Source organism: Nucisporomicrobium flavum (assembly GCF_016464385.1).
Classification (GTDB): domain Bacteria; phylum Actinomycetota; class Actinomycetes; order Mycobacteriales; family Micromonosporaceae; genus Actinoplanes; species Actinoplanes flavus_A.
On the sequence record NZ_JADMLH010000023.1, the window covers coordinates 80,440 to 93,686 of the forward strand.

Consider the following 13,247-nt stretch of genomic DNA (forward strand, 5'->3'; position numbering starts at 1 on the left):
AGAAACCGTTCAGCCCGGTTGCGCTGCGTACGCACGTGCAGGCCCTGCTGCGCCGGAGCGCCTCGGCGCGCTGAGCCGCTGCCCGCACCCCCTGACCCTCGTTGAATGGGCGGATTGCCCCTATTCTTCGGAGGTCTGGGTGACTCAGGATGGTCCGGGCGGCGAGCCCCCCGTGTTCGTCGACCCGTCCGGGCGCCGCCGCCGGCGCCTGGTGCTGGCCGGCCGCGCCGGACTGCTCGCGGTCACCGGCGCGGCGCTCGCCGCCCTGATCGGTTTCGCCGGCGACGGGTCGCTGCCGCTGCTGTCGCTGCCGGACGCCCCGTCGGCCCGCAAGCCGGCCACCACCCGCGGCGCCACGACGAGCCCGTCCCCCGCGCCGGTGCCGGTCCGGGTTCCGCTGATCACCCGGACGACAGTGGTCCTCCACCCGGAGGAGCACGCCCCGGCGTCGCCCGTGCCGACGAGCGCCCCGCTGATCATCACGACCGCCGTCACCACCACCGCCGTCCCGACCTCCGCACCGCCCGCGTCGTCCCCCGCGCCCGCAGTCACGCCGTCGGCGTCCCCCGAGGCCGAGGTCACGCACGGCCGGGCCGCCTGCAACCGTGGTCAGGAGCGGGCCGCGCAGCGCCGGGCCAGGCCGACCGCGTCCCCGTCGCCGTGCCAGAGCAACCCCGGGCGGAACCGGTGACGCGGACGCCGCGTACGCACTGGGTCCTGCTGGGCGCCGTGCTCACCGTGCTGTTCGTGAGCCTGTGCGCCAACGGCTACGTCAACCACATCGGCGCCGAGGGGGTCCGTACGCCCGAACCGGCCGCCCCCGCGATGCGCGCCGGCGGTCCCGTGCAGGGCCTGACGGCCGACCGCGCGACGCGGGGCCTGCGGATGCCGCCGCGCACAGTGGCCCTGACCTTCGACGACGGGCCGGACCCGCGCTGGACCCCGCAGATCCTCGACGTGCTGAGCCGCCACCACGCCCGCGCTACGTTCTTCGTGCTCGGCGCGAACGTGGCCCGGTACCCGGATCTGACCCGGCGCATCGTGGCCGAGGGGCACGAGCTGGGCGTGCACACGTACACCCACGCGGACCTGGCCACCCTTCCGGCGTGGCGGCAACGGGCCGAGATCGCGGCGACCCAGTCGATGATCGCCTCGACGACCGGAGTGCGCACTCGGCTGCTGCGGCCGCCGTACTCGTCGACGCCCGGCGCGGTGACCGCGCCGCAGGGGTCCGCGCTGGACCGGGCGGCCGCGGACGGCTATCTGAACGTGCTCACGGACCTGGACACCGAGGACTGGCGGCGGCCCGGCGCCGCGGCGATCGTCCGGGCCGGCACCCCGGCCGCGGGCCGCGGCGCGGTGGTGATGCTGCACGACAGCGGCGGTGACCGTACGCAGACCGTCGCCGCCGTCGACCGCCTCCTCACCGGCCTCCCCGGTTACCGCTTCGAGACGGTCTCCACGGCTTTGGACCTGCCGCGCTTCACGGGAACGCCGGCCGCGCTGACGTTGCGGGGCCACGCGATCGCCGGACTGCAGCGCCTCGGCGGGTACGCGGCCGCGGCGATGGGCGTGCTGCTGATCGTGGCCGTGGTGCTCGGCGTCGCCCGGCTGTTGCTGCAGGTGTACTACTCGCGGCGGCACATCCGGCGTACGCGCATCCGCCGGCACCGTGACGCCCATTTCGGCACGGTCACCGTGGTCGTGCCCGCGTACAACGAGTCGGCGAACATCGCGAACACCGTACGGTCGCTGCGGTCGAGCACGTACCAGCCGGTCGAGATCATCGTGGTGGACGACGGGTCCAGCGACGACACCGCCGGGATCGTGGAGCGGCTGAACCTGCCCGGCGTACACGTCATCCGGCAGGCCAACGCCGGCAAGCCCGCGGCCCTCAACACCGGGATCCGCGCGGCGAGCGGGGATCTGCTCGTACTCGTCGACGGCGACACGGTCTTCGCCCCCGACGCGATCCGGCGGCTGGTGCAGCCGTTCGCGGATTTCTCCGTCGGCGCGGTGTCCGGCAACACGAAGGTCGCCAACCGCGGCGGCGTGCTGGGCCGCTGGCAGCACCTCGAGTACGTGATCGGCTTCAACCTCGACCGCCGCATGTTCGACCTGGCCCGCTGCATGCCCACGGTGCCCGGCGCGATCGGCGCGTTCCGCCGGGAGACCCTCGCCGACGTGGGCGGGGTGCCGGACGCGACGCTGGCCGAGGACACCGACCTGACCATGGCGGTGATCCGGGCCGGCTGGCGGGTCGTGTACGAGCCGGACGCCGTCGCGTGGACCGAAGTGCCGGGCACGGTCGCGCAGCTGTGGCGTCAGCGTTACCGCTGGTGCTACGGCACGATGCAGGCGATGTGGAAGCACCGCCGCTGCGTGATCGAGCGCGGCGACGGTGGCCGCCTCGGCCGGCGCGGGCTGACGTACCTGCTGCTGTTCCAGGTCCTGCTGCCGCTCACCGCGCCGGCGGTCGACGTGGCCGCCGCGTACGGGATGATCTTCCTGCCCTGGCCGCAGCTTCTCGCCACCTGGGCGGGCTTCCAGCTGCTGCAGGCCCTGACGGCGGCGTACGCGCTGCGCCTCGACGGCGAACGCTACGGACCGTTGTGGAGTCTCCCGCTGCAGCAGATCGTGTACCGCCAGCTGATGTACCTGGTGGTGGTGCACGCGACCGTGGCGGCCCTGCTCGGCGACCGCCAGCGCTGGCACCGCATGCACCGCACCGGCCAGGCGGACCTCGCGCTGGTCAGCAGCGACTCCCGCTGATCCAGCCCGGGCCACGACCGAGGCGTACGGGCCCGACGGCGGTGGCGAGGTCGACCTCGGCGCCGCGCTGCCGGACCGTGAGAACGCCGTCGCGTGCCAGCTCGGCGGCCACGTCTCGCGCGGTGTCCATCACGTCACGCCACTGGTCGCCCCCGACGACCCGGGCGGCGTCGCTCGGGCAGATGGTCGCGTCGGGCCGGCGGTGCCGCAGCAGCGCCCGCATGGCCGCGGCGAGCCGTACCCGCCGGTCGCCGCCTTGCCCGAGCGCGAGCAGGGCGTCCTCGGCCCGCGTCCCGGCCTCCGCCAGCTCACTCCTGAGCTCTTGGAGCAGGCGGTCCGCGGTCACGAAGCCGGGTACGGCGTGGCCGCCAGCAGCCGGGCCAGATGCGCGGCGTTCGCGGCGAGCGTCTTCGCGGCCGCCCCCGTGGTGTCCGGCTTCGGCCCGGCGTCCTTGTAGTCGACCTTGCCCATCGCCTCCCCCACCCAGTACGTCCCACCCGCCGCGGGAATGGTGAAGCCGACGTCGTTGAGCGCCTGGAACACCTCGGCGCAGACGTGGTGCGCGCCGTCCTCGTTGCCGACGACCGCCACCACGGCGACCTTGCCGTACATCGACGGGCGGCCCAGGTCGTCGGTCTCGGACAGCTCGGCGTCAAGACGTTCGAGGACCACCTTGGCGACGCTCGACGGCTGGCCCATCCAGATCGGCGTGGCGATGACCAGGATGTGGGCGGCAAGGACCTTCTCGCGTACGGCGGGCCACCCGTCGCCGTCGCCCTCGTCGGTGCTCACGCCGAACTTGACGCCGAGGTCGGCGACGCGCAGGACTTCGCCCTCGACGTCGTGGTCGGCGAGCGCGTCGAGAACCTGACGGCCGAGCAGTTCGCTGCTCGACTCGTCGGACGTGGTCTTGAGGGAACACCCCAGGACGAGGGCTTTGAGCGTCGGTGAGTCGGTCATCTGCCGGTCGTGCCCGGCGGGTGCCCACCCAAACGTGAGCGCGGGCTTATGGTGGGGGGCATGGACGCGCAAGATCCGCGGGTCACTTCCATGTTGAAGATCGCCGCCCAGCTACGGCAGGCGGCGGAGCAGGCCGGCCGGGCCGACGTCGTCGCCCGGGTCGACGACGTGATCCTGCTCCTCGCCGACGGTGACGGTGGCGCCGATCAGCGCCCGGGCGGCCGGGCGAGCGACACGGTCCTGAAGATCCTGAACGGCCTCGGCTTCTGACCCGGCCTCGAGCCGCAGCCGCGCCAGCCGCCCGCCGAACACGAGCAGGTAGAAGACGAGGTCGGCGGCGAGCTTGCCGGCCACCACGCCCAGCGTCGGGTCGCCGACGAGCACCGGGCCGGCGTACATGAGCGCGGGGCGGACGAGCAGGGTGTCGAGTGCTTCGGCCGTACCGAACTCGACAAGCGTGCCCGGCACCTGCCTGACCAGGGCCCGCAGCCGGCCCGCGCCGCGATGCCCGCGGGTGTCGCGCCACAGCAGCGTCCCGTAGTAACCGATCCCCTCGGCGATGCTGCCCGCCCAGGCCGCCGCGTACGGCGACGTGCGGTGCAGCGCCGACGCGGCGGCGACGGCGAGGACGGTGCCGACGATCTCGGGCAGCACATAACGGCGGAGCATGACGCACTGACGCTAAGTGATCTCCCCTGGATACGGGCCCGGGACGCGCAACCCGGTCGGGTTACTTACCCTGCGCGTACACCTGCTTCTCGCAGTCCTTGATCCCCCGCGAACCCCAGTCACCCTGCGGTCCGATCTCGGACAACCCGAACGCGCCGGTGTCCGGCTCCGGCGAGTTGACCTTGTAAACCTTGCCTTTCACGCACAGGTACAGCCGGTGCCACGCGTCCTTCGAGGCGGCGGGGTCCGTACGCTCCAGCCGGCTCACGTAGTCCTCGGGCTCCTTGGCGGCGCACTTGGCGAAGACGGGCTTGTACGTGGGGTCCTCGCCGTGCAGCTTCTCCAGGTAGACGCCCTTCTGCCCCCGGAACTCGGAGCCGCCCTCCTTGACGAGGCACGCCTCCCACATGTGCCACAGCTGCTCCCGCTCGGCCTCCGTGGCGTCCAACCGGATCACCGGCCGCTGATCATCCACACCGACGGACGCCGACGGCTTCGGCCCATCGGCGCTGGCGAGAGTGGCCACCTTGCCCCCACCGGCGTCATCGTCGCCGCTTGAGCACCCGGCGACCAGGCCCACCACCGCCACACCGAGAGCGGCCCACCGCAATCCCTCACCGATCATGCCGACGATGATGGGCGGCGGTTGTCAGAAACCTGTTGGATGAGGTGGCCGCCGGGAGGTGGCGTGCACGCGGCTGACATGATCGATAGCCATGCGGATCCTGGCCCTGGCGACGGCGGTGCTCATGCTCGCCGCCGGCTGCGCCGACGCCGACCGCGACCCGGTCGCGGACGCCGTCGTCCCGCCCTCGCGGCCGCCCGCCACGCCGGCATCGCCCGGCCCCAAGCTGACGATCGACAGCCCCAACGGCCTCAAGGGCCCGGTCGGCGCCCTGATCCCCACCGGCCTGCACGACCCGCAAGGCGACGAATACGTCATCTACGGCATCACCGGCGGGGGACCCCGCTCACCCAAGGACTTCGGCTTCGCCATCGGCTTCCGCGAACCGAAGAACAAGGTCACCGCGGACGACTCCCTCACCGAATGGGTGGGCTCACCCTCGGCACCGGGCTTCCACCCCATGAACGGCCAGAAGGAACTCGGCGACGGCTCCGTGCAGCCCGCGTACGGCTACTACGCCGGCACCCCGGCCACCATCACCGTCCAGGAGGCGGGCCGCCCCATCCAGGCCCACCTCGCCCGCTGGAGCCACGACCCCACCATCACCGTCTTCTGGTTCGACCCGGCCGACGTCCACGACGACGACCGCTGGGCCCAGCTGGCCGCGTACGACGCATCCGGCAACCGGCTCCCCGACGGCCGCATCCTGAGGATGTAGACCATGCGCCTGCTTCTCCTGCCGGCCCTGCTGCTTCTGTCGGTCGCCGCCTGCAGCGCCGACGAGACCCCAACGCCGGCCGCACCCTCCCCCAGCATCACCGAGACGAAAGACCCGTTCCCGGACGTGACCAAGGACGGCGACGCCATCGCCCTCCTGCTGTCCTTCGAACCGAAGGACCGGGCGGCCATCGTGGAACCGGCCCTCTTCCTGCCAGGCATCGACTACTGCAAGGCGTTGCAGCTCGACCCCATCGACCGCCGGTGCGCCCAGGAGTACGTCATCGACGGCAGCAAGACGAAGGTGACGTTCCCGCTGGCCAAGGGGGTGAAGCTGCTCGGCGTGGGCACCGGGGAGCCCGAGTGCATCGGGGACATGACCGAGGGGGCGAAATGTTCGGTCAGCCGGGAGTACATGAGCGACCTCGCGGACGCCCGGTCACCCGTACACGTGACGATCCGCAACGGCCAGCTCACCAAGATCGCCGAGCTCTACCGACCATGAGATCGCCGGTCCTTCTCGCAGTCGTGCTGGTGTGCGCGTTGAGCGGATGCTCAAGCCAGCCCAGCCACGACGATGCCCAGCCGCCCCCACGTGAAGATGTCGTCCTGCCCGAGGGCCACAAGAAGCTGGTGCCGACCGTACGCAGGACCGGAGACGCCACCCTGCCGGCATTTACACCGCAGGCCGAGGGGTACACGCTGTTCCTGCGCTGCAACGGCAAGGGCAGCGTCACGGTGAAGTACAACGAGGAACGCGACGTCGACACCTGGCCTTGCGACGGCGTCCTGAATCGCAGCAAGGTCTACGCCGACAAGGGCCGCCAGCAGCTGCATGTGAGCGCCGACGACGGGACGACCTGGAGTGCGGGCGTGGTCGACGGCCTGGCATAGATGGGGCTGCCCGACGTTCATCCACAAGGCTCACCCGAGGTGACTAACCCGAAACGGTGAGCAGCGGGTGTCGGTTGCGTCCGCTTTGACTACCGTCGAAGCCGTGGAGCTTTCGCTGACAACCATCCTCACGATCCTGTGGTCCACCTTCGGCGCGCTGGCCGTCCTGGTCGCGATCCTGTACTGGCGCAGCCACCGGGCAACTCGCCCTCCGATCCCCGCACAGCGAACCGCCGCACCGGCCGCGGAAGCACCGGACGCGGAGGCGCTGGAGGAGGCGCACCGCCTGTGGCTGGACGGCCTGTCCGCTTCGGACGACTGGGACGACCTGTCCGACACCGGCCGCCACCACCTGCCCGAGGAGCTGCTCAACCTCAGCACGTACCAGCTCGGCCCGGACCGGGTCGCCCGCGCGAAGGTCCCGGACCAGAACTAGACCTGACGCGCCGCCGCCGGCTCTATGGTGCGTAGCGTGATGGTTATGCGACTGAGGGCACCGTTCCGCCGATGACGACCCAGAGTTTCATCACCTTCATCAGCAACCCCGTCCCCCAGGTCGTCTTCGCGATCTTCCTCGCGGTCGCGTGGCCTCTGAGCCGGTTCGCCGGCCGGGACAGGCGCAGGCGGATCGTCGCGGCCCTGTTCGTCGCGTCGGCCGGCATGATCGTCGCCCTCACCGCCACCCCGAGCTACGCGGACCCGGCCTCGTTCGCGGCGATACCGCCGCATTTCCTCACCCAGCTCGACGAGCCCCGGCTGATCCTGGCGAAGCTGATCGCCGCCCCCTCCGACATGGAGCAGATCGCCAACATCGCGCTCTACGTCCCGCTCGGCGTTTTCGGCCGGCTGCTGCTGCGCAGCACGACCCGGGCGACGCTGGCCGGCTTCCTCCTGGTCTTCACCATCGAGACGATTCAGTACGCCATCCCGGGGCGGGCCGGCTCGATCACGGACATCCGCAACAACGTGCTGGGTACGTTCCTCGCCGCCGTCGCCACCGCGGCGGTGGTCTACCTGTCCAGGGACGACGCGGAACGGCGGTCACCGGTGGGGCAACCCCGGTGACCGCCGCCTGCGTTCCTCGTCAGAGCACGGCGCGGTGCGCCACCTCGTTCAGCCGGTAGGTGGCGTCGAGCACGACCGGCGCATCCACCAGCCACGCGTGGTCCACGCCGGGGTGCAGGGTGTGCACCAGCACGGCGTCCCACTCCGCCGGGTCGGTGACCCGGACCGACGACATGCGACCGCCCCGGACCAGGATCGAGTCCACCAGGTCGTCGGTGAACGAGACCGACGCGCCGGCGTCCCGCATCCGGTCGATGATCTCCAGGGCCGGTGACTCCCGGACGTCGGCGACGCCCGGCTTGTACGACACCCCGACGACCAGGACCTTGGCCTTGCCGAGCGCCTTGCCGTCGGCCGCCAGGACTTCCACGAGACGCTGCACCACCCTGCTCGGGCGGGCCGCGACCTGCGTCATCGCGGTCTCGATGAGCGGGGAGCTGACGCGGTCGCCCCGCAGCTGCCACAGCAGGTAGTGCGGGTCGCACGGGATGCAGTGCCCGCCGACGCCCGGCCCCGGGTAGAACGGCATGAAGCCGTACGGCTTGGTCGCCGCCGCGTCGATGACCTCGGTGATGTCCAATCCCATCCCCCGGCTGATGTCGGCGAACTCGTTCGCCATCGAGATGTTGACGGTCCGGAACGTGTTCTCGTAGAGCTTGGTCAGCTCGGCCGCCTCGACGCTGCTGACCGGGTGCACGTAGCTCGCACAGCCCTCGAGCAGGTCGGTGGTACGGCGCACGCACTCCGCGGTCACCCCGCCGACGACCCGCGGGACCTGCTTCTGCACGTGCCGCTCGTTGCCCGGGTCGATGCGCTCGGGCGCGAACGAGACGAACACGTCCCTGCCCGGTTCGAGGCCGCGCTCCCGCAGCGGCTCGACCAGGAAGTCCCGGGTGCAGCCGACGTACGTGGTGGAGGTGAGCACGAGCGTCTGACCGGGCACGGCGTGCTTGACCACGCTGCGGCAGGCCGCGCGCAGCGCCTCGAGGTCCGGGGCCAGGTGGTGGTCGATCGGCGTCGGTACGCACACGAGCACGACCCGCGCCGTGGCGCTCTCCGCCGGCTCGGTGGTCATGCGGAACCCGTCCCCGTCGTCCAGCGCGTCGAGCAGCCGGGCCCGGTCCGAGTCCAGCAGGTCCGCGGAGCCCGCACGGATCTCGGCGATCCGCTCCGAGCTGATCTCCATGCCGACGACGCGCTGCCCGGCCGCCCGCAGGGCGAGTGCGGTGGGCAGACCCACGTACCCGAGACCGACGACCGCCACGTCGTACCGGAAGGGGTTGGTCCGGGCGGGGCGCTGGATCGGCATCTCGAGACGCGACAACCGGGGCAGCGCTGCTTCTCCGACCTTCACAGTGATCAAATCTCCGTATCAGAGGGCTCAGACGGCGTGCGGGGCACGCAGGTCGATGGGTCCGGGCTGACGTCCGATGTGGGCGGCCGCCGCGGCAACGGGCTCGCGGGCCTCGCACAGGCTCGCCAGTTCCTTGGTGATCTGCTCCGGCTCCGCGTAGGGAGCGAGAATCTTGGTCTCGTACGGGTTCAGCGCCGGCACCTCGACGTGCGAGATGAGCGGGTGCAGCGGCCGTACGTCCTTCTCGCCCTCGCCGAACAGGTCCTCGTGCAGCTTCTCGCCGGGCCGCAGGCCGGTGTAGACGATCTCGACCGGCCGGTCCGACTGCTCGGCGAGCTGCCGGGCAACCTGCGCGATCTTCACCGGCTGCCCCATCTCCAGCACCAGCGCCTCACCGTCGCGCCCGATCGCGGCCGCCTGGATGACAAGCTGCACCGCCTCCTGGACGGTCATGAAGTACCGCGTCACCTCGGGGTCCGTGACGGTCACCGGCTCACCCGCGGCGATCTGCGCGGCGAAGGCCGTCAGCACCGAACCGCGGCTGCCCAGCACGTTGCCGAACCGCACGCTGAGGTAGGTGCCCGAGCCGGTCGTGGCGGCGTGCGCGGTCAGCCGCTCGGTGATCCGCTTCGAGAAGCCGAGCACGCTCGTCGGGTTCGCGGCCTTGTCCGTCGAGATGTTCACGAACCGCTCGACGCCGGCGGCGGCGCACGCCTCGAGCACGGTCTGCGTACCCCAGACGTTGCTCTTCACGGCCTCGCCGGGGTGGTTCTCCAGCAGCGACAGATGCTTGAGCGCGGCCGCGTGGAACACCACCTGCGGGCGGCGCTCGGCGAAAATCGCCGCGATACCTTCGGCATCACGCAGGTCGGCGAGGACCAGCTCCGGACTGTCGAGCAATGCACGCCCGTGAATAGACAGCTGTACGGCATGCAGCGCCGACTCGTCCCGGTCCAGCATCATCAGCTCGGCCGGCCCGAACCGGTGCAGCTGCCGGCACAGCTCGGACCCGATCGACCCGCCGGCCCCGGTGACCAGCACCCGCTTGCCCTTGAGGTACCCGGCGATGGCGTCCAGGTCGGTGTCGACCTGGTGCCGGCCGAGCAGGTCGGCGATGTTCACGTCCCGAACGTCGGAGGCGCTGACCGTGCCGTCGAGCAGCTCACTGAACGAGGGCACGACCTTGAAGGCCGCGCCGGCATCGAGCGTCCGGCGCCGGATGTCGCGGATCACGGCGGCGTCCACGTTGGCCACGGCGAAGATCAGCGTCTTCGCGCCGGTCGCCGCCAGGGCCGCGTCGATCTCGTTCCGGCTTCCCTTCACCGGGATGCCGTTCACCCGCAAGTGCCGCTTGCGCGGGTCGTCGTCGATCAGGCCCACGGGTACGTACTGGCTGTGCGGATCCTGCATCAGCGAGCGGAGCAGGCGCTGGCCGGCCGTACCGGCACCGAACAGCAGCACCGGGGTGGCCTGCTGCGCGTCCGGCCGCAGCCCCCGCTCGTGCTGCAACCGCCGTACATATCGCATGGCGAACATGACGACCAGCGCGACCGGACCGCCGACCAGCGCGACGCTCAGCGGCAGCGGACGCTGCGGCATGGCCAGGTCGGCGGCGAAGAGCAGAAGCGCGACCATGAGCACCGTCATGGAAACGGCTCGGACTTCCTCGAAGGTGCCGAAGCCGTACCGGCCGCGGTAGAGGAACTGCTGGTGGCCGATGACCGTGTGCAGCAGCACCGCCGCCGCCACGGCGACGCCGGTCGCGGCCATGGGCGCGGCGGTCAGCTCACCGTCGAAGCGGGCGAGGATCGCCGCGAGCAGGCCGAAGGCCCACGCTCCGGCGTCCACCAGCCACGGACCGAGGACTCGGGTGCGTGGTGCCGGGTGTTCAGACTGCCGAATCCGCGTTGCGAATGACATACGGCCTCTTCAGAGAAGTTTTCGACTTTCGACGGGACTCCGCACCGCTGACGAACATGAAAAGCGGACGGGCGTTTCTCGAGGTCCGGTGCGAGGCGACCGATCCGATAGAGACAACGCGCGTGGACGGCTCGGACATATGCGCAGATCGGCCGGGACACGGTGACCGTCCGGCGGATACGGATTAGTCCTTGAGCGTGAATGGCAAATGCCTCGCCGCGCGACGCGGCGAGGCATTTCATCAACGCTTTCCCATGCTAGGAGCAGGCAACTCCCGGCTGCACGGACGCCTGCCACGGACGGACGCCGGGCGTGGTCCAGAGCTCCGGACGCACCGCATCGCCGTCCTCCGGTGCGGCCCCGGGCTGAATCGTCACGTCGTACGTCTTCGTAGTGCCGGGCGGCAGTTCCACGGTGAACACGGCGACGACCCGGTCGCGTTCCAGGCCGGTGCCGAACGGCACCTCCTTGCCGTCCGAGGTCGCCTCGACGACGCCACCACCCGTAGGGCTGAAGATCATCACGTTCGTCCGGGAGGTGTACTTGTCCCCCGTAAGAGCAAGCCCCGTCACGTAATCCGGCAGGTTCGCCGTCGGCGCGGTCGACCCGAGGGTCAGCTTGAGATGGAACTCGCGGCCGCCCTCCTCGTCGCAATCCCCGACCGACAGCTCGGCCGCGTGCGAGAGGTAGTAGTCCAGCTTCGCGCCGGTGCCGTCGTTGAGGAAAACCCCGACCGTCGGCCGGCTTGCCTGATCGGTGGGCAGGCGACCTTCCAGCACGGTCCCGGTCAGGGCGGTCTCCTCGGCCTGGTCGGCCGACCACATCAGCAGGCGGCGCTCACCAGCGGCCCGCGCCAACTGCGTGACCATGCCCTTGGCGTCACCCTGCCCCTTGATCAGGGCCTCAAAGGTCGCCCGAGCCGCCTTGGCGAAGTACTTGTCCTGGTCGGCCGGGTTCGGATATTTCGCGTACGCCTCCGACAGCAGCACCCGCACCGCGTTGTCCGCCGTGAGCGGCTCCCCCTCGGGCATCTTCACCGCGCCGGTCGCCTTGAGCAGGTACGACAGCGCCACGGGATCGGTGGCGAGTACGCCGTCGACGGTGACGCCGGACCGCTTGCGGTACATCGCCCGCATGAGCCCGGCCGCGGTCGGGAAGTCCGGCGTGAGGTTCACGTCGGCCGGGAAGACCGCCGGCCGGTCGGTGTAGAGCGCGGTCAGGTCCGGCTCCAGCTGCTGCACCGGCGGGTCGAACACCTTGAGGTCGCTGGCCGCCGTGCCCTGGTCGGTAATAGTGACGGCACCGCCGTCGGCATGCACGACGATGTACGCACCCGGCATGCCACCGGTCGCCCGGATCTCCGCGTTGTTCTGAAACAGCACCAGGTAGTTCCGCGGCCCCTGGGCCCCCAGCATCCGCGGCAGGAGACGCGCGGCACGATCCGCCGTGGAGACCAGCTGGTCGGCCTTGGCCAACCCATCGGACAATTGCCCGACCGCCGCGCCCACCTGGTCCATCAGCCCGTCGGAGTCGATGCCGTCCACCTCGGCCCGAGCGTGCTTGATGACCGTCAGCCCGGACGCGATCTTCGGCGCGGCGGTGGACAGCGACGCCAGGTCGACCCGCCCGTCGCGCGGTGCCAACACCTTCGGGTCCAGCCCGGACGCCACGTCGAGAAGCGCCGGCAGGCCGTCGACGGCAAGGTCATCCAAGACCTTCGCCACCGTACGCACAGCAGTCAGATCATCCCCGAGCAGCGGCGTCTTCCCTGCGATCGACCACCCGAACCCGTCGGTCTCGTCCCGCGCCGCCTTCGTCTCCAGCTGAAGAGCAGCCAACGTGCCCTTCGCCGCGCTCACCTCGCCCGCCCGGATCTGCTGCTGCATCTGCACGAACAGCCCGGCGGCGGTCTGCAGGTGACCCTTCGCCCGCACCCCTTGAATGCCGACCCAGCCGACACCGAGGGCCAGCACGACGACCAGCCCGGCCGCGGTCAAAATGATCGCCTTGCGCCGGCCCGGACGCCGCTGCTTCGGCCGAGGCGCGGTCGCACCGTCGGACGCCCGCCGCACTTTCTTGAATTCAATGTGCGACTCGGCCTCGGGCGGCGGCGTGAAGGAGTACCGATCCGGACCGCTCGGCGGCGATGACTGATCTTCGTTGGGCACGCGAAAGATTCCTCAAGAAAAAAGTGAAGCGCCGACAGGCGGTCGCAGACTGATTAACGAGCCGAAAATTCCCGACGCAAGCAATCACCGCCGGGAGTGTCCG

The 13,247-nt window shown here is 70.8% G+C and carries 14 protein-coding genes; 7 read left to right on the forward strand and 7 right to left on the reverse strand.

Translation table 11 applies throughout. From position 1 onward, the window contains the following. Positions 1-139: 139 nt before the first annotated feature. Entirely contained in the window at positions 140-691 is a 552-nt protein-coding gene (locus tag IT780_RS42360; protein ID WP_233414069.1) for a hypothetical protein, read from the forward strand. Continuing rightward, on the forward strand, positions 688-2,772 hold the full coding sequence (locus IT780_RS36210) for a bifunctional polysaccharide deacetylase/glycosyltransferase family 2 protein (protein ID WP_307831562.1): 2,085 nt from the start codon (positions 688-690) through the stop codon (positions 2,770-2,772). The genes IT780_RS42360 and IT780_RS36210 overlap by 4 nt, the downstream gene beginning before the upstream one ends. Here IT780_RS36210 and IT780_RS36215 read toward each other — a convergent pair. The 4 genes from IT780_RS36215 to IT780_RS36230 form a co-directional block, all read right to left on the reverse strand. Next, positions 2,753-3,118: a DUF3253 domain-containing protein gene (locus tag IT780_RS36215; RefSeq protein ID WP_307831563.1), complete on the reverse strand. Its 366-nt coding sequence runs from the start codon at positions 3,116-3,118 to the stop codon at positions 2,753-2,755. The two genes, IT780_RS36210 and IT780_RS36215, sit on opposite strands and share 20 nt — an antisense overlap. Then, positions 3,115-3,732: a flavodoxin family protein gene (locus IT780_RS36220; RefSeq protein ID WP_199516365.1), complete on the reverse strand. Its 618-nt coding sequence runs from the start codon at positions 3,730-3,732 to the stop codon at positions 3,115-3,117. Before IT780_RS36220 ends, IT780_RS36215 begins: the two co-directional genes overlap by 4 nt. A 111-nt stretch (positions 3,733-3,843) precedes the next feature. After that, complete coding sequence (locus tag IT780_RS36225) at positions 3,844-4,401, reverse strand: hypothetical protein (protein ID WP_199516366.1); 558 nt, start codon at positions 4,399-4,401, stop codon at positions 3,844-3,846. Positions 4,402-4,462: 61 nt separating this feature from the next. Next, positions 4,463-5,026 (reverse strand): hypothetical protein, encoded by a 564-nt coding sequence (locus tag IT780_RS36230; RefSeq protein WP_199516367.1) that lies wholly within the window; start codon positions 5,024-5,026, stop codon positions 4,463-4,465. Positions 5,027-5,117: 91 nt separating this feature from the next. On the opposite strand from IT780_RS36230, the gene IT780_RS36235 reads away from it, so the two are divergent. From IT780_RS36235 to IT780_RS36255, 5 genes are all read left to right on the forward strand, one after another. After that, entirely contained in the window at positions 5,118-5,744 is a 627-nt protein-coding gene (locus tag IT780_RS36235; RefSeq protein WP_199516368.1) for a hypothetical protein, read from the forward strand. A 3-nt stretch (positions 5,745-5,747) separates the two neighbouring features. Next, complete coding sequence (locus tag IT780_RS36240) at positions 5,748-6,248, forward strand: hypothetical protein (RefSeq protein WP_199516369.1); 501 nt, start codon at positions 5,748-5,750, stop codon at positions 6,246-6,248. Next, positions 6,245-6,637 carry a hypothetical protein gene (locus tag IT780_RS36245; protein WP_199516370.1) on the forward strand — a complete coding sequence of 131 codons (393 nt, stop codon included), beginning with the start codon at positions 6,245-6,247 and terminating at the stop codon, positions 6,635-6,637. The genes IT780_RS36240 and IT780_RS36245 overlap by 4 nt, the downstream gene beginning before the upstream one ends. Before the next feature lie 103 nt (positions 6,638-6,740). Next, a complete protein-coding gene (locus IT780_RS36250) occupies positions 6,741-7,073 on the forward strand; it encodes a hypothetical protein (protein ID WP_199516371.1) in 333 nt (110 codons plus the stop codon). Between the two features lie 71 nt (positions 7,074-7,144). Beyond that, positions 7,145-7,702 (forward strand): VanZ family protein, encoded by a 558-nt coding sequence (locus tag IT780_RS36255; RefSeq protein ID WP_199516372.1) that lies wholly within the window; start codon positions 7,145-7,147, stop codon positions 7,700-7,702. A gap of 19 nt (positions 7,703-7,721) precedes the next feature. Here IT780_RS36255 and IT780_RS36260 read toward each other — a convergent pair whose 3' ends face one another. From IT780_RS36260 to IT780_RS36270, 3 genes are all read right to left on the reverse strand, one after another. Then, positions 7,722-9,011: a nucleotide sugar dehydrogenase gene (locus IT780_RS36260; RefSeq protein WP_199516373.1), complete on the reverse strand. Its 1,290-nt coding sequence runs from the start codon at positions 9,009-9,011 to the stop codon at positions 7,722-7,724. Positions 9,012-9,083: 72 nt separating this feature from the next. Continuing rightward, complete coding sequence (locus IT780_RS36265) at positions 9,084-10,904, reverse strand: polysaccharide biosynthesis protein (RefSeq protein ID WP_307831564.1); 1,821 nt, start codon at positions 10,902-10,904, stop codon at positions 9,084-9,086. Positions 10,905-11,233: 329 nt separating this feature from the next. Next, a complete protein-coding gene (locus IT780_RS36270; RefSeq protein WP_199516375.1) occupies positions 11,234-12,973 on the reverse strand; it encodes a DUF4012 domain-containing protein in 1,740 nt (579 codons plus the stop codon). Positions 12,974-13,247 lie beyond the last annotated feature (274 nt).